This window comes from Undibacterium sp. GW821-FHT07F11, assembly GCF_059418665.1.
In genome coordinates this window covers 248,591-272,118 of sequence record NZ_JBWKQH010000011.1, presented here as the reverse complement: position 1 = coordinate 272,118, position 23,528 = coordinate 248,591, and the positions used below count along the sequence as shown (strand labels likewise).

Here is a 23,528-nt window from a genome sequence, read left to right as displayed (position 1 = left end):
CGCCGCAGCGGCCAAAAAATTAACCTAATTCAGCTACAAGCTGTGGAACGATATCAAACAGATCGCCTACGATGCCGTAGTCAGCTACCGAGAAGATTGGTGCTTCTGGATCTTTGTTGATAGCGACGATAGTTTTGGAGTCTTTCATACCGGCCAAATGCTGGATCGCGCCAGAGATACCGACGGCGATATACAGCGTAGGTGCAACGATCTTGCCGGTTTGGCCCACTTGCCAGTCATTCGGTACAAAACCAGCATCCACCGCAGCACGGGATGCACCCATGGCAGCACCCAGCTTGTCAGCCAATGGCTCCAGAATCTTGAAGTTGTCGCCAGAACCCATGCCACGGCCACCGGAAACGATGACTTTGGCTGCTGTCAGTTCAGGACGGTCAGACTTGGCCACTTCACGAGAAACGAAAGCAGATTTACCAGAATCAGCAACGGCAGCAACAGTTTCCACAGCAGCAGAACCACCATTGGCAGCAGCATCAAAGCCTGTTGTACGCACAGTGATGACCTTGATTGCATCTGTCGATTGCACAGTCGCGATGGCGTTACCAGCGTAGATAGGACGCTCGAAAGTGTCAGGGCTGTCTACTTTGGTGATTTCAGAAATTTGCGATACGTCAAGCTTGGCAGCAACGCGTGGCAGAATGTTTTTGCCATAGGCAGTTGCCGGTGCCAGGATGTGGCTGTAGCCAGATGCAATTGCCAGGACTTGCTCGGCAATGTTTTCTGCCAGGCCATCAGCAAAATGCGCTGCATCTGCATGCAATACTTTGGCAACGCCTGCGATTTGTGCTGCAGCTTGCGCAACTGCGCCAGCATTGTGGCCAGCAACCAGTACGTGTACATCTGCGCCGCATTGTGCAGCAGCAGTAACAGTGTTCAATGTGCTGCCCTTGAGGCCAGCGTTGTCGTGTTCAGCGATGACGAGTGTAGTCATGATGTCTTCCACTTGATGTGCTGTCAGGATCAATATCCAGACAACAAAAATTATTCTTAAATTCTGTCTTTATGAAAGCTGAAACCAATCAGCCAATAACCTTGGCTTCATTGCGCAGCTTGGCAACCAGGGTCGCTACGTCAGGTACTTTGATACCGGCGCTGCGTTTTGGTGGCTCAGTTACTTTCAAGGTCTTGACGCGGGAAGCAACGTCTACACCCAGGTCTGCAGGTTTGACATTGTCCAGTTGTTTTTTCTTGGCCTTCATGATGTTAGGCAAAGTCACATAACGTGGCTCATTCAAACGCAAATCTGTAGTGATGATGGCTGGCAGTGTCAGGGACAATGTTTCCAGGCCGCCGTCTACTTCACGAGTGACCGTGGCTTTACCATCAGCAACTGTGACTTTGGAGGCGAAAGTCGCTTGTGGCCAACCCAGCAGAGCTGCCAGCATCTGGCCAGTCTGGTTGCTGTCATCATCAATTGCCTGTTTGCCGAGGATGATCAGTTGTGGTTGTTCTTTGTCAGCCAGTGCCTTGAGCAATTTGGCCACAGCCAGCGGTTGCAGTTCTGCATCGCTTTCAACCAGGATGCCACGGTCAGCACCAATCGCCATGGCTGTACGCAGGGTTTCCTGGCATTGCGCCACGCCGCAAGAAACAGCGATAACCTCTGTCACCACGCCCGCTTCTTTCAGGCGGGTTGCTTCTTCAACAGCGATTTCATCAAATGGGTTCATGGACATTTTGACGTTGGCGATATCAACGCCAGAGCCATCAGATTTGACACGTACTTTGACGTTGTAATCGACGACGCGTTTGACTGGTACCAGGACTTTCATAGTTCTGCCTTTATGAGCTAATGGGGAAATACCGAATTGATACAAATTTTAAAGCTTGATACTGAAAATTTATTGCCTGACGTTCCATCACTTTGCTTGCGAGGCCGGGAAGCGTGCAGATTCTGCATTAAGTACAGCCCTTACTGCCCAGGGTACTCAATTAAGCTTCTTATATTACTGCGCTTTCGCCTCCGCAAATTGACGTATACGTAAATTCTATTGATTATAAAACGAAAACATCAAGATTTTGCACAATTTAGCACGAGCGTTCTTTTTAATCCACTTTGCCGCTAGAGCAGAATGTCTAATCGAATATGAATTACGCTCGTGCATGAGTCTGATTCAAGCTGCATCAAGTGGGAAATAAGTGAAGAATAAGAGCGAAATTAAAGGAAAATTAATTATAGAAACGAAAAAACCCGCAACAGGATTGCGGGTTTTTGTATGCTGCTTTGCCGATGGGTAAGCAGGCAGGTCAGGCTTATTTACGTTTGATGAAGTACTCAAACTCTTTGCTGCCTTCCTGATGCGACAACAGTTCATTGCCGGTTTGCTTGGAAAAGGCCTTGAAGTCCCTCACCGAACCAGGATCAGTCGCCAGCACATGCAACACTTCACCAGTGAGCATCTCGGCCAGCGCCTTCTTGGTTTTTAAAATTGGAAGAGGACAGTTCAGTCCGCGCGCATCCAGTTCTTTATTGAATTGCATGATTTCCCCAGTAATACAAATTGAGTAAGCTAATTCGCCCGACAATTGATGCACCAATTCTACCGGAATTTTCATTCACATGGTGCATCGCAGCAGACTAACAACAAAAGACCAAATATTTTACAAAGTTTCCGCACGAAAATGGTGCAAAACCAAAGAATCTTCGTCTACAGCCCACACTCTCATCTTAGACAGTAAACTTACTCCTGGCTTACTTATTGAAGGTATTTCACCAAAACAATTGTTAAACTGGTTTTTTTATTAGCAATTACACATAAAAAACATGCACTTGGTCTGATAGCTTGCAAATTGTTTTTGCATTGCAAAAGACCCAAACTATTTACTTTCCCACTCTCTGTACACGGGTTCCAGGCCACGCTTGCGCATCCAGTCGGCCATGGCATGGCCGGTACCGGCATTCCAGGGTCTGAGTTTTTCGGGCTCTATGAGACGATATTCAAGCAATTCTGGCGAGAGACTGACGGTACCAGATGCCTTGACGTGATAGGCAATGATGAGTTCGTTCTTACGGATGAATTCATAGACGCCAATCAGGGTGATTTCATCGGCATCCAGATTGGTTTCTTCCTTGAGTTCGCGAGCCACACCCTGCTCCGGGGTTTCACCGCGCTCCATGAAGCCGGTGATCAGGGCAAAGGTGTTTTCTGGCCAGGCAGCATTGCGAGCCAACAGTATCTTGTCTTCAAATTCGACCAGGGCTGCCAGCACTGGCAGGGGATTGTCCCAATGGGTCCAGTGCCCCTCAGGACAGGCCAGTCTGAGCTTGCCTGCTTCCTGTTCATCGGGACGTTCTATCAGGGATATTGCACATACCGGGCAAAACTTCATTTCCATGCTGACCTCAGGTTTCCCTCAGCGGTATCATCGCCTGCCTGGGATGCATACGTGCCATGGCATAGCTGTCGACATATTGTCCATTGCGAAAAGCATAAGCCCGCATGGTGCCTTCAATATCGAAGCCAAATTTTTTATACAGGCGGGTGGCAGCAGTGTTATCGCAAAACACGGTCAACTCTATGCGCAATACATTGAGCCAGTTATCTGACAAATGCAGTAATTCAGTCAACAGGGCCGTACCTATCCCGCGCCCGGTAAATGAATCTGCCACCCCCATACCCAGGCTGGCGACATGCTGCCGCCTTTGGGCCTTTTCCAGATGCAGACTGGCAGAGCCAACCACTACGCCATCATAGATGGCAACCAGACGGGTGTCTTTGGGATCAGTCTTTTCCAGCCGCTCCTGCCACATCTCTAATGAAGGATGTGGCAGTTGCAAAGTACCCGCATAGGTGCCGCCGCTGGCAAACACCCTCTGCAGTTGAGCCGCATCTGAAACTTCAGCACGGCGTATATGTATCATAGACGAGAAGTTACCCATTCAGTCACACCCTCCAAGGCTTTTGTCAGACCGCTGGCATCCGTACCACCTGCTTGCGCCATGTCAGGACGGCCACCACCTTTGCCGCCGACCTGCTGCGCTACAAAGTTGACCAGGTCACCCGCCTTGACTTTGGATGTGGTATCCGCAGTCACACCGGCAATCAGGCTGACCTTACCGTCATTGACGGCTGCCAGCACGATGGCGGCTGTCTTCAGCTTGTCCTTGAGCTTGTCCATGGTTTCGCGCAGGGCTGTCACGTCAGCGCCTTGAAGTGTAGCCGCCAGCACCTTGATGCCTTTGACATCAACCGCCTGGTTCACCAGGTCATCGCCCTGGCTGGATGCCATTTTGGATTTCAGCGTGGCCAGTTCTTTTTCCAAAGCCTTGACATGATCCTGCACTTGGCCGATACGCAGCGTCAGTTCTTCTGGCTGAGTTTTCAGGGCCGCTGCAGCTTCATTGATACGGCTGTTCAGGTTTTGTACCAGCGTCAACGCAACTTCACCCGTCACGGCCTCAACACGGCGGATACCGGCAGCTACGCCACCTTCAGCAACGATCTTGAACAGGCCGATATCGCCAGTGCGGGATACATGAGTACCACCGCAGAGCTCACGCGAAGTACCGATGTCGAGTACACGTACTTCATCACCATATTTTTCGCCGAACAATGCCATCGCGCCATGCTTGACCGCATCGTCATAAGCCATGACTTGCGCCTGGGTAGCTGCGTTCGTCAAAATTTCACGGTTGACGATGGTTTCCACCTGACGGATTTCATCGGCAGTCATAGGGCCATTATGACTAAAGTCGAAGCGGGTTTTTTCCACGTCCACCAAAGAACCTTTTTGTGAGACATGGCTGCCCAATACTTCACGCAGGGCCTTGTGCATCAAATGCGTGGCGGAGTGATTGCGCATGGTTTGTGCGCGGATTTCTGCATTCACTTCAGCTTTGAGGCTTTGTGCCACGCTCAGGCTACCGGACTTCAAGACACCATGGTGACCGAATACATCGGCTTGCACTTTCAGCGTGTCACTCACCTCAAACGCCGTACCATCCGCCGTCACCAGAACACCGGAGTCGCCAGCCTGGCCGCCGGATTCAGCATAGAAAGGCGTAGTGTCGAGCACCACGATAGCGTGTTGACCAGCCTTGATTTCATTAACGGCGCTGCCATCGACATACAGAGCGACGACCTTGGCTTCATGCTGCAATTCATCGTAGCCTACAAATTTGGTTTTGTCGCCGCTATATTCGATGGCTGCGGCCATTTTGAATTTGCCGCCTTCGCGCGCTTTGGTGCGCTGCTCGTCCATCGCCACATTAAAACCAGCTTCGTCCAGCACGACTTCACGCTCACGGCAAATGTCAGCTGTCAGGTCCAACGGGAACCCATAGGTATCGTACAAAGTGAAAGCTGTTCTGCCATCCAGATTCTTGCTGTCCTTGGCGAGGGCGGCTTCCAAAATCTTCATGCCGTGTTCGAGCGTTTCGCCGAAGCGTTCTTCTTCTTGCTTCAAAACTTGAGCAACACGCTCTGCCGCCTCCGCCAGCTCAGGATAGGCAACACCCATTTCCTTGACCAGATCAGGTACCAGCTTGTAGAAGAAAGGCTGGCTCTGCCCCAGTTTGTGACCATGACGCAAAGCACGGCGGGTAATACGACGCAGCACATAGCCACGGCCTTCATTGCCAGGAATGATGCCGTCAACAATGAGGAAGCCTGCGCAGCGGATATGATCAGCAATCACGCGCAGGGAATTGTTTTCCAGATCAGTACAGCCGGTTTCGCGCGCAGCTGCCTTGATCAGGTTCTGGAAAGTATCGATTTCATAGTTGGAATGCACATGCTGCAAAACTGCAGACAGGCGTTCCAGACCCATGCCGGTATCCACGCATGGTTTAGGAAGAGGATTCAGGACACCAGCTTCATCCTTGTTGAACTGCATGAATACCAGGTTCCAGATTTCAATGAAACGGTCGCCGTCTTCATCTGGCGAACCTGGAGGGCCACCCCAGATTTCCGGGCCGTGGTCATAGAAAATCTCGGTACAAGGACCACAAGGGCCAGTGTCAGCCATTTGCCAGAAATTGTCGGATGCATATCGTGCACCCTTGTTGTCGCCAATGCGGATGATACGCTCTACTGGTACGCCGATTTCGTTTTTCCAGATATCGTAGGCTTCGTCATCTTCCTGATAGACGGTGACCGTCAGCTTGTCTTTTGGCAAGCCATAAACTGTGGTCAGCAATTCCCATGCGTAATGAATCGCATCTTTCTTGAAATAATCGCCGAAAGAGAAATTACCCAGCATTTCAAAGAAAGTATGGTGACGCGCGGTGTAACCCACATTTTCCAGATCATTATGTTTACCGCCGGCACGCACGCTGCGCTGCGCTGTCGTGGCGCGGGTATAGGCACGTTTGTCCTGGCCGAGGAATACATCCTTGAACTGCACCATACCGGAGTTGGTGAACAGCAAGGTAGGATCATTGCCAGGTATCAGGCTGGAAGAGCGCACACGGGTATGGCCCTTGGATTCAAAGAAGCTGAGGAATTTATCGCGGATTTCTGACGAGTTCATAAATGATGGTTCTAAGCTGAAAAATGGGTGTAATAACAGTTGTAACCGCCGATTATACGGTATAAATTCAGCCCGATATCTATGGTCGGTGGTAGCAGATGGGCAAGTTTGTTGAAAAATCTGTTTAAAAATAGAAGACCTCTCAACACAGAGGCACGGAGACACAGAGAAAATCAGGAGGAAATTACAAAGTATTCCTGAGAGACTATCGTTGTTTTATCGTCATCAGCATAGTAACGAGTACAGCAATTGCTGAAGATAACATTGTCTTTTTGAAAAAAATAAAAGCCACCAGCATTAGTGGTGGCCTGCGATTCAGAGAGCAGAGGCTTATCCAGCTACGTTCGCATTATGTTTTTTATTACGAATCTTCTTGCTCGCGCGGTTTTCTTCGTGTTCAAGCTTCGCGCGTTCAGCTTTGGTGACAACGCCATCCGCTTTGGCTGCTTGTTTGTCGGCTTCGATCTTGGCTTCGCGTTTTTCCAGGTTGGCGGATTCTTGCGCGGTCAATGCGCCACTTTCCATACCTTTGGCAACGCGCTTTTGTTGCACTTCCTGGCGTTTATCAATATTTGGGGTATTGGTTTGTGCGAAAACGGAACCAGCGATGAGGGTAGCAACAAGAGCAGTAGCGAATTTGATGGATTTCATGGTTTTTCCTCTTAAGAATGATCTGAGCTAAATGAATGTGTAGCATGAGCATACTGCCCATGCGCCAATAACGAGACCGTCGCTTTTCCCGATGACAGCAAAAATGTAATCGATGTAAGAACTCGTAACGGCCAGCCACTGCATCTCTAGAAGTAATAGCGTGTCAGTAATTGCCAGCTTTGCATCTGCGGTGCAGCGCCGTAATTGCTCAGGCTCTTGCCGCTGTTGCGTTGCCATTGCAAGGCGAACTCTGTGTGTTTCAGGTGGTAGCGGGCCTCCAGCCATGACATGCGGCTGGAATCGGCCAGGTCATAGCGGCTCATCGCAGCCAGGTCCAGATGGTTGATCAGCGCATCCTGCCAGCTTGCATAGACAAATACACTGCGCTTGGCCGGTGCCTCTTGTACTCCTTGCAGAAAGCGGCGATAGATCACATAGCTTTGCAGTGAAACCTGCCCCAGATTGTTCCACTTTTCCTGATCCAGGCCGCCGCCGTTGTATTGTAGTTCTGCGGTGACTGATATCTTGTTGCTGGTGGTATAGGTCAAACCAGTCGCGCTGTGATTGCGGAACGCGCTGTCGTCAGGACAATTCAATCCGGTTTCCCGCATTGATTGCGTCAGGTTGGACTGGCTGCGCCCGCCCGACCATTCGGCAAATACCACCGTGGAATCATTGAGGAGAGCCGTCAGATTCAAGCCGAATTGCACAGGCTGTTTTTCTGATTTGTACAACAAGGCTTGTGGTGAAATACCGTCCACCACTTGCTGACTCAGGGCCAGCAACCAACGGTTCTGATCATTGGTTGCGGCGATATCAGGATTGAAGCTGGAATAGTTGCGCGCATCAGCCAGCCTGGGAGAGTACAAGGCAGTCAAAGAGCCGCCACTCCACAGCTTTTGTCCGCGCAGCATGACACTGCCCTGGCGATTTTCCTTGAGGCTCGCAGGGTCCACCGACACCACGGAACGCAAGGCAGAAGTGCGGAAATAATCCGTGGGGTTGTAACCCAGCGCCACGCCATTACGCGCATTGATGCGGCCCAGGTCCAGTATCTGATCAGTCTGCACTTGCCAGCTCAGGTAGGCCTCTTTAATGGTATTGATGTCATGTGACAACCCAGCGGCCTGTGGCGGCCAGCTCACATCCAGGCGATCAGACAGAACGGCACGCCAGCCTGGCGCAAAGGTATTGTCATATTGCAGGTCCAGCGACAGACGCTGGAATTGCTGACTCCCGCCACCGAGACGCGCACGGTTTACCCCTGCCCCGGCCTCAACAAACAGACGCCAGTTGCGAGGCTGCTCAACCGTATTGGGCATTTGGTCAGCGACTTTCAGCGCATCAAGGTCGGGGTCTTGCTGGGCATAAGAGTTCAGTGCCAGCAAACCCATCAAGGCGCAAATACTGAGTCTGAATGAAGATGGTTTATGGCGCATCGTCATTCCGGTTTGAAGCGTGGCAGGTAATCGCGCTGCAACCATTGATCAGGCACTTCACGCTTGACCAGGTTGGAGTAACGCATCACCGTGACCCAGCTTGGGTCCAGGCCATCAATGATGACGGTTTCTGTCGGTCTGTCTATGCCCAGTTGCTTTTCATAGCGGCGGTAATAGGCGGTCTTGAGCAGCTTGCCACTTTCGGTATAGAACTTTGCCTTGACCGGATGATTATTGCCGGTCTCTATCCACATATCGATATGATGATAAGTAGCGTCCGGCGTGCTGGCGTTCATGCTCAGTTTGTTGCAATGCTTGGTCTGGCGGTCACCGTCCTGGGTGTCTTCTTCTACCGCACTCACGGCCTGGTAATCCTTGGCCAGGTTGACGGTGACCACGTCACCATTCGATGCCTGTCCCAGCAGGCGCTGTTGCGGTGACATGCGTATGCTGGCCTTGCTGCTCGGGTCGTAAAACCACAAGTCCTTGCCGCTGAACAGGATGAGTTTGTTGGCGTCCCTGGCTGGTGCAACATAGCGTATCAGACTGCGGAACTGGCCGCTGTTGGGGTCAGCCTTGGAATAGATGGACAGGGTGCTGGTGTCAGTCTGTTTGCCAGCACGGTATTCGATGAGGGTATTGGTCAGGCCAAACGGATAATCGGGGTTGCGCACCACATCACTGGCAGCCAGTATCTCTTGCGGGCTTTGGGCTGCCTGAGCAACCAGAACTGCCCCCAGCATCAGGCCAGCTACGGCAAGAAAAACTGTATAGGTCTTTAAAGTTTTCATCATCATTCCTTATACATGCCTCAACGCATCAACAATCATCAGTCTCGACGCCCGGTTCGCAGGCAACCAGGCTGAGATCACCGTCACCAGCAACAGGCCGATGACACTGCCTATCAGCAAAGGCATATCTTGCCATACGCGCACCTGTATCAGGTAGGCATAGGAGTAACCAGGTGGTGTCCACGCCGCACCGCTATTGTTGATCAGATAGGCAATCACGAGCGAGCCAAGCAGACCGCATACCGCGCCTATCGCACCCAGCAGCACACCTTCACACAGGAACAGCCTGCGCAAGCCGGAACGGCGCAAACCCATGGCGCGCAAGGTGCCTATCTCTACCGTGCGCTCTACCACGGCTGTGCTCATGGTATTGCCGATAGTGAAGAGGACAATCACGCCTATCAGTATGGAAATGAAGCCGAACATGGAATTCATGAATTGCACAGTCTGGCCATACATGGGATTGAGCACCTTGAAGTCGAGCAATTCCAGTGTCTGCCCCTTGACATTCTGATCCAGCAACTGTTGCAGACGAGCGCGCGCTGCCGGTATCTGCCAGGTATGTTTCAACTGTATCTGTATCGCTGTCACCTGTGCTTTGCCACTGCCATAGATCAGTTTTTGCGCCTGGCTCAAATGCATGGCCATATACACGTCATCGAGTGCCTTGATACCCATGTTCCGGGCAGTGATGACGTTGAGACTGGCGACATTGGGCGCACCATGTGAAGTTGCTGCCAGCATTTCTATTCGGGTACCCTCTTCCTTGACGGTATTGCCCTGCTCCAGCGCTGACAGGGCCGCAATATCGCCAGGTGCCTGCGTGCTGTTGTCTGATGGGGTAGCCGGTGTGTCATCCTGCTTGCAGTCAGGTATTTGCAGGGTCTTGCACAACTTGATCTTGCGTGCCACTCCCTCGCCTATGACGACTGCATCTGGATTGCTGCCATTCAAAGGCAAGGGTTTTGCATAGCTTTGCATGCCATAGTCATTCCAGTTCAGCATCTGGTTGCGTTCGGGCACAACAACACCTAAAGCCAGTACTGAGCGTGAAACACCGGCAGAAAAATTACCGGCGAGGCCACCAAGCTGCAGCGTGGGCGTCACCACCACCAGCATAGGGGCCAGTTCTTTGTCCTGCTTGACGAGTTCGATAATGTGCTGGTAATCGGCAATACCATAGGCGGTAGGGTTGTCACCACCTTCAAGGAAATAACCCTGACGCTGGATTTGCAAGTGGCCACTGCCCTGGATAAAACCGGTTTCCATGCCATAAGTAATATTTGAGCGGTAACCACCAAACAACAGGATGGCAGTCAGGCCCACCACCATGGCCAGCAATGTTGTCAATGAACGGCGACGGTTCCTGAGCAGGTTGCGCAGGGCTAGGGAAAAAGTCTTCATGCATTCAACTCCATCGTTTCATTTTTTTGTTCTGTCTGGCGCTCTACACTCACGATACGACCATCGCGGATGAACACGGTGTCGTCTGCCTCCGCCTGTACCTGCGGGTCATGCGAAGAGAACACGAAAGAAACATGACGCTCACGCTGCATCTTGCGCATCAGGCTGATGATGGCGGCACCGGTCTGGCTGTCGAGGTTGGCCGTTGGTTCATCGGCCAATACCAGCTTGGGTTCAGTTGCCAGTGCGCGGGCAATCGCCACACGCTGACGCTGGCCGCCGGACAATTGACCCGGGAGGTTTTGCGCCCGGTCTGCCAGCCCCACCGCATCGAGCAGGTCAAGCACACGCCTCTTGCGTTCACCTGCAGCGACCTTGGCCAGGATCAGGGGATATTCAACGTTTTCATAGGTATTAAGGACAGGCAACAGATTGAAGTTCTGGAAAATAAAACCCAGGTGACGTGCCCGGAAATCTGACAGCGCATCATCAGACATCGTATGTACGGCCTGGTCTGCGACGATCACTTCACCGCTGTCAGCACGGTCTATGCAACCGATGAGATTGAGTAAGGTCGTCTTGCCACTGCCCGAAGGGCCGGAAATGACGGTAAAACAATTGGCCCGCAATTGCAGGTTGATATCGACCAGCGCGGGTACATCGACCGCATCGAGGTGATAGGTTTTCATGACTTGCTTCAGTACTACGGGATACATAGTTACTCCGTTATGAAAAGATAAATGATGAAATTTTTTAAGTGCTGTCAGCGGGCGGCATGGTCCGGCATGTTGGTGGACAGATTGGCGGACATATCACTGACCATTAAGGCCAGCATGCCTTGCTCGACAAATTGCTTCATGTCTGTTGTATAACCACTGCCAGCCAGCATCTCTGGATGCTGCTCGTGGGCAGTCTGGACTTTCAGATGCGTAGCGGGGTTCGTGCCCCAGGTGTCAGCAATCAGCCATTGCCAGTGGCGCATGAGTTTCATGATGTCGGGGTGGCCGGGTGCGGGCTTGCTTTCCATCAGTTGCCGGGTATTTGCAAAAGTAGTCAGCCATTCCTGCATATTCTTTTGGCCATGTTTGCGGTAATGCTGCAATTCATCCTGATCCAGATAATTTGCAAAGACATCGCAGCGTATTTCATGCAAAGCCTGCAAAATAAAATCGAGCAGTTCACCATCGATACCGGTGATGGCCTGGGCAGAAAAATCTGTCCTGTGCATGTTGCTGAGTTTGGCGAAGAAACGCGGATCATCGCCCATGCTGGTCTTGCATAAGTCTACCCATTCGCGCGCCAGATTTTTGGCCTGTATATCAGTTGCAGGTATGCCGTTTTCCATCAGGCTGCGCACGGCTGCCACCAGTTTGGGCCACTGCTGCTTAAAATCGCTTTGTGCTGCCCGTTTTTGAAAGATGGTAATTTCTTCTGCACTGAAATACTGACGCTGTGTCGTCATCAGGCGCAGAGTAGTCAGCCACTCATCAAGTTCCGGTTCTTTTTCTGAAGACAGTTTGTCTTCAAGTGTAGCCAGGCGCTCGCGCAAATCATTAGCATCAGCAATTTGTCTGTCTATGGCGCACATCTGCTGGCGTATCAACTGACGCAAGTCTGCGCCCCCACCATTGAGCATATCGCGTGTCTCTGCCAGTGACAGCCCGAGGCCACGTAGCGCCTGCACGCGGTGCAGGCGGGCGACATCATCCTTGTTATACAAACGATAACCTGATGCTGTGCGCGAAGACGGTTGCACCAGCCCTATTTCTTCATAATGATGCAGCGCACGGATAGTCAGGCCTATGCGCTTTGCCAGTTCGCCTATCTTGAGTAACATTGCTTGCCCTTTTAGAAAGGCTTATCATAAAGTCTCACCTTACGTCAGAGTCAAGCAATTTCAGGCATTAATTTTCAGCAATTGAGATTGCCTTGTCGACAATCAAAAATCTGCCGGTATCAAATCCAGCCTGTCTGTACAAAAGGCATCTACCCCCCAATGCAATATTTCCGTCGCCCGTTCCGGGCTGTTGACGGTATAGCAAAACACACCATAACCAGCATCCTTGACCTCCCTGACCTGTTCTGGTGCCAGGTATTTGTGGTTGGTATGCAAAGCTCTGGCTGCCAGTTCTTGCAGAGCAGCCTTCCAGTCGATCGTAATTTTATCCATCAAGAAACCGCGTGGGATGGTCGGTGCAGCATACTTTGCTGCCATCAGGGCACTGAACGAAAAAGAAGAAAACAACGGCAAATGCAAGGCGTCAACGACTGCGACATCAGCGAACAAGGCTTGCGTCTGTTCAGCCACGACCCTGCCGGTTTCTTCTTCCGCCCCCGGAGAAGGTTTAATTTCCACATTCATCCAGATACCATGCTGGCGGCAAAACCTGGCCACGTCTGCATACAGGGGCACAGGCTCTCCTGCGAATAGCGCTGAAAACCATTTACCAGCATCCATCTTCTGCAAATCTGCTATCAAAGTGTCGGCCACACGACCACTGCCCGCCACGGTTCTGCCAAATTCAGGGTCATGCATGAGCACAGGGACGCCATCCTTTGATAACATGACATCAAATTCCACGGCAGCAAAACCGTGCTCCCATCCGCAACGCATCGCAGCCAAAGTATTTTCTGGCGCCAGGGTTCCACCGCCACGGTGGGCGATGACTTTAGGATAGGGCCACATATGCGCTCCTCACAAGCTAAAAAATAATGTTAATAGGATAATCCAAGATGACAAGCTCGTCGCTACAAAAAACTGCCCTGGGCCATATCCGCGTGCTGGACCTGACGCGGGTACTGGCTGGCCCTTGGTGTGCACAAAACCTGGCCGACCTGGGGGCAGAAGTCATCAAGGTTGAGAGACCAGGCAGTGGCGACGACACCCGCAGTTGGGGGCCGCCTTATTTGCGCGATGCAGAAGGCAATAACACCACTGAGGCAGCTTATTATCTGGCGGCTAACCGCGGCAAACAAGCCATTACAGTGGATATCGCCACACCTGAAGGTCAGCAAATCATCCGTGAGCTGGCAGCCAAATCTGATGTGGTGCTGGAAAACTACAAGGTTGGCCAGTTAAAAAAATACGGTCTTGATTATGAATCCCTGAAACTCGTCAAGCCTGACCTGGTGTATTGCTCGATCACTGGCTTTGGTCAGGACGGCCCCTATGCCCACCGCGCTGGCTATGACTTCATCGTGCAAGGCATGGGCGGTTTCATGTCGCTGACGGGTGAGCGTGATGACTTGCCAGGTGGTGGCCCGCAAAAAGCCGGTGTGGCGATTGCTGACCTGATGACGGGCATGTACTCTACCATCGCTGTCATGGCTGCCCTGACCCACAGGGACAGGACGGGGGAAGGCCAATACATAGACATGGCCTTGCTGGACGTGCAAGTGTCCATGCTGGCCAATATGAATATGAACTACCTGGCCAGTGGCAATGCGCCCAAGCGCTGGGGCAATGCGCATCCGAATATTGTGCCTTACCAAACCTTTGCGACGGCAGATGGCCACATCATCGTGGCAGCGGGTAATGATGGTCAATATAAAAAATTTGTGCAGATAGGTGGTCTGCCTGAGCTGGCAGATGACCCGCGTTTCAGCACCAATCCACAGCGTGTTGAACACAGGGATGTATTGGTACCCATACTGGCAAACATGGTCAGGCTCAAGACCAAGCAGGAATGGATCAGCCTGCTGGAAGAAGCTGGCGTGCCTTGCGGCCCCATCAATAAACTCAATGAGGTATTTGAAGACCCGCAGGTACTTGCACGCCAGATGCAGATCAACCTGCCCCACCCCGCCGCCGGCCAGGTGAGACTGGTAGCCAGCCCGATGAAGTTGTCGGCAACACCGGTCACCTATGCGTCTGCACCACCTCTATTAGGGCAACATACTCAATCAGTGCTGACCGATGTACTGGGTTATGGCGAGCAACAATTAGATGAATTGAAAGCCAGGAATATTATTTAAAGGATATGCTGCCGTATTCTGGCAGCCTTGACTTGCGCTAGCTCGCGCCAGATTTGGCTGGCTTTACGACAAAAACATCCACTTTGTCTTATTCAACTATAGCTTGAGCAATAGTCGGGCTAAGCTGCCAATACAAATATCTCTCAACACATGATGAAATGAATAATAAGCCCTTGCGTCAACTCCAGACTTATTTGCAGTCAAAATTAAAGCCTGAACATTACCAGAGCCTGGTAGGTGTTATTGGTGATATGCCGCGTCTGCTGACCATCAACCTTGCTTGCGGCTTTGCCGTTCAATATCTCCTGCATGCCCGGGGCAGCCTGTTTGAACATGTCGTATTCTCCATGTTCATCGGCTTTTCAGCCTATTTGCTGATCAAGATATTCAAGCGACTGTTCTGGGGTGCGGGGACACCAAACACCATTGGTTTCTACCTCATGTGTGTGGTGGTGGCCCCCCTGGCTTTGATGGTAGGCATGTCTGTCGCCGCCTTTGTATTCAATTACCCTATCCCGGATATCAATAAGCTTAAGTCGCCATACCTGATCAGCTCTATTGGCATGACTTGCATAGTCAGCCTGATCGCGGCCTGGTCATTCTGGAGCCGTGCCAGGATTTCAGAATTGCAAGCCGCCGCCGAAGCCGAAAAAGCCAAGAATGCCGCCATAGAAAAGCAGGCCATGCAAGCCCAGCTACAAATGTTGCAGGCACAGATAGAACCGCACATGCTGTTCAATACCCTGGCCAATCTGCAAGGCCTGATCGCGATAGACCCGCCGCGTGCCCAACACATGCTGGCACAACTGATCGTCTATCTGCGCAATACCTTAAGCTCGTCCCGCGCAGAACAAACCACGCTGAAGCAGGAATTCACGCTCATGCAAGCCTATCTCGAATTGCTGGCGATACGCATGGGCAAGCGCCTGCAATATACATTGGATTTACCCGACGATTTACAACAAACCCCTATCGCCCCCATGCTCTTGCAGCCGCTGGTGGAAAACGCCATCAAGCATGGGCTGGAACCAAAAATGGAAGGCGGCAGCATCCATGTCGTCGCAGAAAAACAAGGTTCACAATTGCACCTGAAAGTCATTGATACAGGCCTGGGCTTGCCCTTCAATTATGATGACAGCAAAAATGCCAGTAGCACAGCGAATAACATAGGCAACGCCAATATCCGTGAGCGCCTGCAAGCCTTATATGGTCCACAAGCCAGCCTGAGCCTGCAAGCCAATCAGCCTGAAGGTGCGATTGCACACCTCAGCATCCCTATCAATTAAATAATCCAGATAACCATGACAGCCAAACGTGCCTTGATCGCAGAAGACGAACCCATACTCGCACTGACCCTGCAAAAAATGCTGGAAAAACTCTGGCCGGAGCTGCAGCTATGTGCAGTGGTTGAAAACGGTGTACATGCGGTACAGGAGGCTCTCGACAAGCTGCCCGATATCCTCTTCCTCGACATCAAAATGCCAGGCAAAACTGGTCTGGATGTCGCGCAAGAATTGGCCGAAGAATGGCCGGATGACAAAGCCTTCCCTCTCATCGTCTACGTCACAGCCTATGATGAATATGCGATAGAAGCCTTTGAACATTCGGCATCTGATTATGTCTTGAAGCCAGTCAGCGAAGAACGCCTGGCCAAGACTGTGCAAAGATTGCAAGCAAGGCTGGATGACGGCGTGCAAAGGCCAAATGAACTGGATCGTGTGCTCGAACAATTACGCCACCTCGTGCCAGGCCAGGCTTTACCAGGAGGAAATAGCAACAGCAACCAGGCAGCGCCAGAACGCCTGCGTATTATCCGCGCCGCCGTCGGCAACCAGATACGTATGATCAATGTCGACGATGTGCTGTATTTTGAAGCGACCGATAAATACATCAATGTCGTCACCAGAGAGCATTCATCCCTGATACGCAGCAGCCTGCGTGAATTATTGCCACAACTGGACAGCAGCATCTTCTGGCAAATCCACCGCAGCACCGTCGTCAATACCCTGCATATACAAATCGCTAACAAGGATGAAACTGGCAAAATCAGTCTCAAACTCAAAGGTAGTGAGGACAAACTGCAGGTTAGCAGGGTATATGCACATTTGTTCAGACAGATGTAATCATGACTTACGCAAAACCGCCCCAGCTGCGTTGCAGCTCCCGCGTTAATCTTTCCTTGTACTAAAGTACTGTCTTCGTCGCTACGGTGTAGTCGGGGTTTCAGGCACCACGTTGCCTGCCGACGTAACGAACCGCGCTTGCAAGGGTGGTTTCCTGAAGCGATACCCTTGCTGGGACAATTTTGCGCAAGGCCTGATAAGATGCTTTCAAAATACAGAAAAGCGACTATGACAAATCCAAAAAACTTAAACGATTTGCAATGGCAATGCGCCAGCTTTGCCGAATTGAGTAATGTGCAATTGCATGCGATTTACCAGGCGCGGGCTGCCGTGTTTATCATTGAACAAAACTGTGTCTATCAAGATGTGGATGGCAAAGACCCTTTGTCACACCACTTGACAGCATGGACGCCAGAAGGCGAAGTGGCAGCTTACCTGCGCATAGTCCCGGCAGGCATCAGCTTTGATGAGGCGTCACTTGGCCGCGTCATCAGCACCAAAGACTGGCGCGGCACGGGTGTTGGCAAAGCTTTAATTGCAAATGGCATCAAGGCTTTGCATGCGCTCTACCCTGCTGCCCCTGTCCGTATCGGTGCCCAGGCTTACCTCGAAAAATTTTATGGCAGCTTTGGTTTTGAGACGGTTTCTGACATCTATCTGGAAGACGATATTCCCCATATCGAGATGCTGTTGGTCGCAAAAGCCTGATTAAATCGCTTATAATGCTGCCAAATCAATGACTTACTGAATTTCATCATGCCTGCTGTAATACAAACACCCGATAAACCCTACGTCAATATTTCTGCCTACAAGTTCATCACCTTCGATGACACCGCTGAAAAACGCCAGGTATTTCTGGACAAATGCAAGGAACTGAATCTGAAAGGCACGGTACTGCTGACGCCAGAAGGCATCAATATGTTCCTGGCCGGTTTGCGCCATGAAATTGACGCGTATATGGACTGGCTGCATCAGGACCCGCGATTTGCAGACATCGTCGCCAAAGAAAGTTTTTCTGACCACCAGCCCTTCACCAAGATACTGGTCAAGCTGAAGGCAGAAATCATCACCATGCGCATGCCGCTGATCAAGCCTGAAGAAGGCCGCGCACCAGCAGTGGATGCCCACACGCTGAAGCGCTGGCTGGACCAGGGTCATGACGACAATGGCAAAGCCGTGGTCATGGTCGATACCCGCAATGATTTTGAAGTTGATGTTGGCAGTTTTGACAATACCATCGATTACCGCATTGCCAAATTCACTGAATTTCCGGCTGTGATTGAAGCCAATCGCGATGTACTCAATGACAAGACCGTAGTGACTTTTTGCACCGGTGGCATACGTTGCGAAAAAGCGGCCATTCACATGCAGAATGTTGGCTTCGAGAGTGTCTACCAACTTGAAGGTGGCATACTCAAGTATTTTGAAGAAGTGGGTGGTGATCACTACCATGGCGACTGCTTTGTGTTTGACTATCGCACGGCATTGAACCCGCAACTGGAAGCCACCGATACCAAGCAATGCTTTGCCTGCCGTGCCGTTGTCACACCCCGTGAGCAATTGTCACCGTGGTATATCTCTGGCAAGTCTTGCCCGCATTGCAAGAAAGAATCCACCGGCGCAACCGAAGCAGAAACCACTATTGCCCAATAGTCAAACCTGCTCAAATAACTCTTTCAGATAAAAGCATTACTGTTTACAGCGGTAATGCTTTTTTTTATTTTCTGCAATGAACTTCGCCAGTTTCGATCAGTCTATTCTTTCAGAACTCATTTCATAAATAGGGTGAGATGCGTTTGTCTCATAACGTGGGCTGGCAAGGGTAAAGCAGGGGTTTCGTGTACGATGTGCGCTTGCAAGCGCACATGCGCCCTGCAAGGGAACGAGGCAGTCAATAGCGGTGCTATTGATCACGAGTCTAATTGTCAAAACCTGCAGTCCAGCGTGTGTTATGAGGCAAACCCTTGGTGAACTGACGATTTGGGCGCATTGCAGTGCGTAGTGTGTCACCCCTCCCTCGCCAAGGCACCAGCCTTAGCTTCACAGGGTACACACCTTAGGCCTTGCACTGCATCCCAAATCGTCTTGTTCGCACTCACCCTATTTATGAAATGAGTTCTAGTAGTTCTATAATCCAAGAGCGCCTGCTCAGACAAAAAACATCCTATCCAGAGACTTCCTATGAAACGCTTACTACTTAGCACTCTCGCCCTCAGCCTGCTGGCCAATGCTGCCCAGGCAGCAGACCCCAGCCCAGCCACAGTCGTTGCCAAAGCGACTGCCCTTGGTTCTGGCATCTATCCCGAAAACATGGATAAGGCCGTACGTGCTCAGGATGATTTTTATCGCTATGCGCAAGGTGCATGGTTAACGGCCAATGAAATCCCGGCAGACAAATCTGACTGGGGCACTTTCATGAAAGCGCGTGAGGATGTGCAGCAGCAATTGCGCACCATCGTTGAAAGTGCTGCCAAAGAAAGCAATAAAGTAGCAGGATCAGATACACAGAAAATCGGTGACCTCTACAACAGCTTCATGAATGAAGAAAAACTTAATGCCCTGGGTATTGCAGCACTGAAAAGTGAACTCGGCAAGATTGCAGCAATGCAAAACAAAAAGGCCATACCTGGCCTGATTGCTCATTTGCATGAGATAGGTGTCAACACGCCAATACGTGTGGGTATTGGCCAGGACAATAAAAATTCAAGTCAATATGCTGTTGATGTCGCCCAAGCTGGGCTGGGTTTGCCAAATCGCGATTACTACTTGAAAATGGATGACGCAAAAATGGCAGACATCCGCGCAAAATACAAAGCACATATAGAAAAAATGCTGACGCTGGCGGGCGAAAAAAATCCTGCCATACAAGCCGACAATATCATCGCCCTGGAAACTGCTATAGCAAAGGTACAGTGGACAGCAGTAGAAAACCGCGACCCGGTCAAGACCTATAACAAAATGGCCGTCAGTGATTTGAACAAGATGACTCCGGCATTCAACTGGACAGCCTATCTGCAATCCGCTCACATGCATGGCAAAGTCAATGATCTCATCGTATCGCAGCCGAGCTACATCAAGGGCTTTGACGACAACTTGAACAACTTCACGCTGGATGTCTGGAAGTCTTATTTCACCTGGCACCTGATCAGCGCATACAGCCCGTTCCTGTCATCTGACTTCGTCAACGAAGACTTTGCCTTCAAAGGTGCCACCATTGCAGGTATCAAGGAAAACCGTACGCGGGATAAACGTGGCGTGGCGCTGACTGATCAGGTATTGGGTGAAGTTGTAGGAAAAACCTATGTCGAAAAATATTTCTCACCTGAAGTCAAACAGCGCACAGAAAAAATGGTGGGTTATTTCCTCGAAGCCTTCAAACAAAGCATAGACACACTGGACTGGATGAGCCCGGAAACCAAGAAGCAGGCGCAAACCAAACTATCCAAAATCAGCGTCAAGATAGGCTACCCAAAACAATGGCGTGATTATTCCAGCCTGACGATAAAGAGCGATGACCTGATCGGCAACCTCATGCGCGCACGCAAGGCACGTCATGACAGGGAAGTTGCCAAACTGGGTAAACCCATAGACCGCGAAGAATGGCATATGACACCACAAACAGTGAATGCCTATTACAGCCCTGAGATGAATGAAATCGTCTTCCCGGCAGCACGCCTGCAATCGCCCCTGTTTGATGTGAATGCAGAAGACGCTTTCAACTATGGTGCACTGGGCATTTCCATAGGCCATGAAATCAGCCATGCCTTTGATGACCAGGGCGCACAGTATGATGGTGACGGTAATTTGCGTAACTGGTGGACAGCCGAAGACCAGGAAAAATTCAAGAAAAAAACCAAGGTATTGGTAGAGCAATACAATGCATACAGTCCCTTACCTGGCCATTTCCTCAATGGTGAGCTGACCCTGGGTGAGAACATTGCTGACAATGCCGGTATCGTCATGGCATTGCGCGCCTACAAACTATCCTTGCAAGGCAAACCTGCGCCTGTGATTGATGGCTGGACAGCTGAGCAACGCCTGTTCATGGGCCTGGCACAAGCCAGACGTGGCAAGTCACGCGAGCAACGTGCGATTACGCTCATCAAGACTGACCCGCATTCCCCAGGCGAATTCCGCGTCAACGGCAGCCTGGTCAACCATCCTGATTTTTATACTTCTTTTGACGTCAAACCTGGCGACAAAATGTATCTGACGCCGGACAAGCGTGTCAGTATCTGGTAATCAACATCATCTTCACGCCACCTGCCCTGCTCTTATCAAAGGGTATGGCAGCTGGCCCATCAGTATCTATTTTCCTGAAAAAGCCAATTTCTGGTATTAAATTCCACTACCTCTTCTGTAACTATTTGCTACTGATGACAAATAGCTTGTGATTCTATGGTCTTATATTATTGTAGAGTCACTTTCTACATACAAGGAGACTTCATGTCAGCATCAATTCGCAAAATCGCCCTGATTGCCGCCCTGTGCGCGAGCAGCCTGTTACCACTTTCTGCACACGCTGGCCGTGGCTGCATCTCTTGCGGGCCATCTGGTGGCTCTGAAGCTCTGTCCATGGGTGTAGGCATCATCATGCTCGGCGGTTTTTCCATGGTGGCAGGATCAGGCGAGATGATCGTTGATACGGTCAAGGCTGGTGCCGATGGCGTGACTGTTGTACTCAAAGGCTCTACCCAGGCTGTCAGCACTACAGTCAGGTTATCTGGCAAGGGCATAGAAAAAGTTGGTCTGGTCAGCGGTGCAGTAGTAGAGGTCAGTGCCACGGCGACTGGTTATCTGCTGGTCAGTGCAGGCAAGGTGCTGGCGTTCATCCCAAATGAAATCGGCACTGCCCTGATGCATCACAACAAGGTCTGATCAAATTTAATATGCGCACACACTCACTGACTTCCCCGGTAACGCTGACTAATTTGCTACCATTGATACAGCGTTTATTCATCGTCATCACACTTGCTTGCACGGCACCGGCTTTTGCCGGTCGCCCTTGCGAGGAAAATAGTTACGATCCAAAGAAAGTCATGCAGGCGCTGGAGTTTGCGCACAAAACCCAGATCAGACTGGATGAAAGCCAGGCCAACGTTGCCATCATCGCCCGCGTTGGCCAGGATTTGTCCAAGTATAATTTACGCTATTCCCACCTCGGTTTGATAGAGCGTCTGCCAGACGGTACCTGGTCTGTCATGCATGAACTGAACCAGTGTGGCACAGCCAATTCAGAATTATTCAGGGAAGGTCTGGGTAATTTTTTCATGGACGACATGTTCGCCTTTGAAACCCTGGTCCTTATTCCCAACACTGAACTGCAACAGAAAATACAACAAGTGATGGCTGACGGCCGCGCCAAGAACTTGCATGCGCCACGCTACAATATGTTGTCCTATGCTTACTCCACCACTTATCAAAACTCGAATCAGTGGGCCCTCGAAGTTATCGCAGCGGCACAAGCCAATGACGTACGCATAGAAAACCGCATGCAGGCACAAGCATGGCTGAAGTCAGCATCCTATAGACCTGACACCATCTACATCCCTTCCCTGACACGTCTGGGTGCACGCATGTTCCGCGCCAACGTAGCATTCGACGACCATCCGTTTGACCGCCGCATGGCCGGGCAAATCGACACCGTGACTGTGGAGTCCATCGTTCGTTTCATGATGGGCAGAGACCCCAAGGCACAAAAATTCGTGATTGGTCAACCCTGAACAAACACGCCCGCCCAACTCAGGATTGCAGATATGTCCACAAGCGGGCGGCTACCGGCCCGTGCATGACGTCGCTGCGACGGGCTGCCACCAGTTGCAATTCACTCTCCTTGAAATAACGCCCACGTATCGACAACAGCCTGCCATCTGCAAGCTCGTCCTGCACCAGGTAGTAAGGCATATTGCCCCAACCCATGCCTTGCAGTATCAACTCTTTTTTCATGAACTGGTCACTGACCGTCCAGCTATGTGCGCCCGGTATCAAATGATATTCACGATGTTGAGTATGGGTGGCGGTATCACGTAAGATGCACTGTACATAGTCGCGCATCTGCTCAACCGTAATCGCATCATGAATGGCAAATTTTAAAAAACCTGGTGCCACTACTGGTATCAGTTTCACCTTGCCCAGCCTGATGAATTCCATGCGTGCATCTGCTTCATCGATATGATGCAGAATCAGGTCTGCATCGCCATCCATCAGACGCTCGACCGGGCCGGTCAGGGTCTCGAACTGCAAATGCAATCGGGTGCCAGGGCAATCATCAAAAAAACGCTTCAGCCTGGCCAGCGTATCTGGCAGATGACACAGGTCGCCGATAACGACACGCAGTTCGGTCTCTTCCCCCGTCGCCAGAAACTGCGCATGTTTTTGCAAGGCAGCGACATGATCAAGCACCTGCCTGGTCTTGAGATGAAATGACCTGCCTTCCGCCGTCAGGCTGACGCGATAGCCACTGCGATCAAGCAAGCGCAAACCCAGGCGGTTTTCGAGGTTTTTGATTGCATTGAAAACCGTCGGATGAGTACGGTGCAATCTGTCAGCAGCAGCCTGGAAACTTCCCTCTTCCGCGACCGCATTCAAGCAGAGTAATTCTTGCAGGTTTATATCATTCATCTTTGTAATTTTTATCTACATTAATTGTATTTATT

General features: G+C 51.0%; 22 protein-coding genes. 8 read left to right on the top strand and 14 right to left on the bottom strand.

Going from position 1 to position 23,528, the window contains the following annotated elements:
• Nucleotides 1–19: 19 nt before the first annotated feature.
• The 13 genes from AC07OI_RS25825 to ugpQ all read right to left on the bottom strand — a co-directional run bounded on the left by AC07OI_RS25825 (nt 20) and on the right by ugpQ (nt 13,460).
• Nucleotides 20–949: an electron transfer flavoprotein subunit alpha/FixB family protein gene (locus AC07OI_RS25825; protein ID WP_492707110.1), complete on the bottom strand. Its 930-nt coding sequence runs from the start codon at nt 947–949 to the stop codon at nt 20–22.
• A gap of 88 nt (nt 950–1,037) precedes the next feature.
• Nucleotides 1,038–1,790, bottom strand: a complete 753-nt coding sequence (locus AC07OI_RS25820) for an electron transfer flavoprotein subunit beta/FixA family protein (protein ID WP_422953018.1) — start codon at nt 1,788–1,790, stop codon at nt 1,038–1,040.
• 481 nt (nt 1,791–2,271) lie between these two features.
• Entirely contained in the window at nt 2,272–2,499 is a 228-nt protein-coding gene (locus tag AC07OI_RS25815) for a sulfurtransferase TusA family protein (RefSeq protein ID WP_162042138.1), read from the bottom strand.
• 336 nt (nt 2,500–2,835) lie between these two features.
• Entirely contained in the window at nt 2,836–3,354 is a 519-nt protein-coding gene (locus AC07OI_RS25810; RefSeq protein WP_492707107.1) for an NUDIX domain-containing protein, read from the bottom strand.
• Nucleotides 3,355–3,361: 7 nt separating this feature from the next.
• Entirely contained in the window at nt 3,362–3,880 is a 519-nt protein-coding gene (locus AC07OI_RS25805) for a GNAT family N-acetyltransferase (protein WP_492707105.1), read from the bottom strand.
• Nucleotides 3,877–6,489, bottom strand: coding sequence for an alanine--tRNA ligase (alaS, locus tag AC07OI_RS25800; RefSeq protein WP_495259195.1), 2,613 nt, complete (start codon nt 6,487–6,489; stop codon nt 3,877–3,879). The genes AC07OI_RS25805 and alaS overlap by 4 nt, the downstream gene beginning before the upstream one ends.
• 330 nt (nt 6,490–6,819) lie before the next feature.
• Nucleotides 6,820–7,140, bottom strand: a complete 321-nt coding sequence (locus AC07OI_RS25795; RefSeq protein ID WP_492707102.1) for a hypothetical protein — start codon at nt 7,138–7,140, stop codon at nt 6,820–6,822.
• 146 nt (nt 7,141–7,286) lie between these two features.
• Nucleotides 7,287–8,579, bottom strand: coding sequence for a hypothetical protein (locus AC07OI_RS25790; RefSeq protein WP_495259194.1), 1,293 nt, complete (start codon nt 8,577–8,579; stop codon nt 7,287–7,289).
• 2 nt (nt 8,580–8,581) lie between these two features.
• Nucleotides 8,582–9,373 (bottom strand): outer membrane lipoprotein-sorting protein, encoded by a 792-nt coding sequence (locus tag AC07OI_RS25785; protein WP_495259214.1) that lies wholly within the window; start codon nt 9,371–9,373, stop codon nt 8,582–8,584.
• A 6-nt stretch (nt 9,374–9,379) separates the two neighbouring features.
• Complete coding sequence (locus AC07OI_RS25780; protein WP_495259193.1) at nt 9,380–10,774, bottom strand: ABC transporter permease; 1,395 nt, start codon at nt 10,772–10,774, stop codon at nt 9,380–9,382.
• A complete protein-coding gene (locus AC07OI_RS25775; RefSeq protein ID WP_492707096.1) occupies nt 10,771–11,490 on the bottom strand; it encodes an ABC transporter ATP-binding protein in 720 nt (239 codons plus the stop codon). Before AC07OI_RS25775 ends, AC07OI_RS25780 begins: the two co-directional genes overlap by 4 nt.
• A 47-nt stretch (nt 11,491–11,537) precedes the next feature.
• On the bottom strand, nt 11,538–12,611 hold the full coding sequence (locus AC07OI_RS25770) for a MerR family transcriptional regulator (protein ID WP_495259192.1): 1,074 nt from the start codon (nt 12,609–12,611) through the stop codon (nt 11,538–11,540).
• 102 nt (nt 12,612–12,713) lie between these two features.
• A complete protein-coding gene (ugpQ, locus tag AC07OI_RS25765) occupies nt 12,714–13,460 on the bottom strand; it encodes a glycerophosphodiester phosphodiesterase (protein WP_495259191.1) in 747 nt (248 codons plus the stop codon).
• 47 nt (nt 13,461–13,507) lie between these two features.
• On the opposite strand from ugpQ, the gene AC07OI_RS25760 reads away from it, so the two are divergent.
• The 8 genes from AC07OI_RS25760 (at nt 13,508) to AC07OI_RS25725 (ending at nt 22,595) form a co-directional block, all read left to right on the top strand.
• On the top strand, nt 13,508–14,749 hold the full coding sequence (locus AC07OI_RS25760) for a CaiB/BaiF CoA transferase family protein (protein WP_492707091.1): 1,242 nt from the start codon (nt 13,508–13,510) through the stop codon (nt 14,747–14,749).
• A gap of 158 nt (nt 14,750–14,907) precedes the next feature.
• The gene (locus AC07OI_RS25755) at nt 14,908–16,035 is read left to right on the top strand and encodes a sensor histidine kinase (RefSeq protein WP_495259190.1); all 1,128 of its coding nucleotides are present in this window, start codon (nt 14,908–14,910) and stop codon (nt 16,033–16,035) included.
• Between the two features lie 15 nt (nt 16,036–16,050).
• On the top strand, nt 16,051–16,872 hold the full coding sequence (locus tag AC07OI_RS25750; protein ID WP_492707088.1) for a LytR/AlgR family response regulator transcription factor: 822 nt from the start codon (nt 16,051–16,053) through the stop codon (nt 16,870–16,872).
• 228 nt (nt 16,873–17,100) lie between these two features.
• The gene (locus AC07OI_RS25745; protein WP_495259189.1) at nt 17,101–17,580 is read left to right on the top strand and encodes a GNAT family N-acetyltransferase; all 480 of its coding nucleotides are present in this window, start codon (nt 17,101–17,103) and stop codon (nt 17,578–17,580) included.
• Nucleotides 17,581–17,628: 48 nt separating this feature from the next.
• Entirely contained in the window at nt 17,629–18,525 is an 897-nt protein-coding gene (locus tag AC07OI_RS25740) for a sulfurtransferase (protein ID WP_492707084.1), read from the top strand.
• A 528-nt stretch (nt 18,526–19,053) separates the two neighbouring features.
• Nucleotides 19,054–21,114, top strand: a complete 2,061-nt coding sequence (locus tag AC07OI_RS25735; protein ID WP_495259188.1) for a M13 family metallopeptidase — start codon at nt 19,054–19,056, stop codon at nt 21,112–21,114.
• A gap of 204 nt (nt 21,115–21,318) precedes the next feature.
• Nucleotides 21,319–21,750 carry a hypothetical protein gene (locus AC07OI_RS25730; protein ID WP_492707080.1) on the top strand — a complete coding sequence of 144 codons (432 nt, stop codon included), beginning with the start codon at nt 21,319–21,321 and terminating at the stop codon, nt 21,748–21,750.
• Nucleotides 21,751–21,761: 11 nt separating this feature from the next.
• Nucleotides 21,762–22,595, top strand: coding sequence for a DUF2145 domain-containing protein (locus AC07OI_RS25725; RefSeq protein ID WP_492707078.1), 834 nt, complete (start codon nt 21,762–21,764; stop codon nt 22,593–22,595).
• Between the two features lie 19 nt (nt 22,596–22,614).
• Here the strand turns inward: AC07OI_RS25725 and AC07OI_RS25720 are convergent, their stop codons facing one another.
• Entirely contained in the window at nt 22,615–23,493 is an 879-nt protein-coding gene (locus AC07OI_RS25720) for a LysR family transcriptional regulator (protein WP_495259187.1), read from the bottom strand.
• Nucleotides 23,494–23,528: the final 35 nt, after the last annotated feature.

Coding starts and splice junctions, on each gene's coding strand:
- AC07OI_RS25795 (WP_492707102.1), bottom strand. CDS start 7,140: ATGAAATCCATCAAATTCGCTACTGCTCTTGTTGCTACCCTCATCGCT.
- AC07OI_RS25725 (WP_492707078.1), top strand. CDS start 21,762: ATGCGCACACACTCACTGACTTCCCCGGTAACGCTGACTAATTTGCTA.
- AC07OI_RS25720 (WP_495259187.1), bottom strand. CDS start 23,493: ATGAATGATATAAACCTGCAAGAATTACTCTGCTTGAATGCGGTCGCG.
- AC07OI_RS25730 (WP_492707080.1), top strand. CDS start 21,319: ATGTCAGCATCAATTCGCAAAATCGCCCTGATTGCCGCCCTGTGCGCG.
- AC07OI_RS25785 (WP_495259214.1), bottom strand. CDS start 9,373: ATGATGAAAACTTTAAAGACCTATACAGTTTTTCTTGCCGTAGCTGGC.
- AC07OI_RS25810 (WP_492707107.1), bottom strand. CDS start 3,354: ATGGAAATGAAGTTTTGCCCGGTATGTGCAATATCCCTGATAGAACGT.
- AC07OI_RS25755 (WP_495259190.1), top strand. CDS start 14,908: ATGAATAATAAGCCCTTGCGTCAACTCCAGACTTATTTGCAGTCAAAA.
- AC07OI_RS25760 (WP_492707091.1), top strand. CDS start 13,508: ATGACAAGCTCGTCGCTACAAAAAACTGCCCTGGGCCATATCCGCGTG.
- AC07OI_RS25790 (WP_495259194.1), bottom strand. CDS start 8,579: ATGCGCCATAAACCATCTTCATTCAGACTCAGTATTTGCGCCTTGATG.
- AC07OI_RS25820 (WP_422953018.1), bottom strand. CDS start 1,790: ATGAAAGTCCTGGTACCAGTCAAACGCGTCGTCGATTACAACGTCAAA.
- AC07OI_RS25780 (WP_495259193.1), bottom strand. CDS start 10,774: ATGAAGACTTTTTCCCTAGCCCTGCGCAACCTGCTCAGGAACCGTCGC.
- AC07OI_RS25735 (WP_495259188.1), top strand. CDS start 19,054: ATGAAACGCTTACTACTTAGCACTCTCGCCCTCAGCCTGCTGGCCAAT.
- AC07OI_RS25805 (WP_492707105.1), bottom strand. CDS start 3,880: ATGATACATATACGCCGTGCTGAAGTTTCAGATGCGGCTCAACTGCAG.
- AC07OI_RS25815 (WP_162042138.1), bottom strand. CDS start 2,499: ATGCAATTCAATAAAGAACTGGATGCGCGCGGACTGAACTGTCCTCTT.
- AC07OI_RS25775 (WP_492707096.1), bottom strand. CDS start 11,490: ATGTATCCCGTAGTACTGAAGCAAGTCATGAAAACCTATCACCTCGAT.
- AC07OI_RS25745 (WP_495259189.1), top strand. CDS start 17,101: ATGACAAATCCAAAAAACTTAAACGATTTGCAATGGCAATGCGCCAGC.
- alaS (WP_495259195.1), bottom strand. CDS start 6,489: ATGAACTCGTCAGAAATCCGCGATAAATTCCTCAGCTTCTTTGAATCC.
- AC07OI_RS25825 (WP_492707110.1), bottom strand. CDS start 949: ATGACTACACTCGTCATCGCTGAACACGACAACGCTGGCCTCAAGGGC.
- AC07OI_RS25750 (WP_492707088.1), top strand. CDS start 16,051: ATGACAGCCAAACGTGCCTTGATCGCAGAAGACGAACCCATACTCGCA.
- AC07OI_RS25740 (WP_492707084.1), top strand. CDS start 17,629: ATGCCTGCTGTAATACAAACACCCGATAAACCCTACGTCAATATTTCT.
- ugpQ (WP_495259191.1), bottom strand. CDS start 13,460: ATGTGGCCCTATCCTAAAGTCATCGCCCACCGTGGCGGTGGAACCCTG.
- AC07OI_RS25770 (WP_495259192.1), bottom strand. CDS start 12,611: ATGTTACTCAAGATAGGCGAACTGGCAAAGCGCATAGGCCTGACTATC.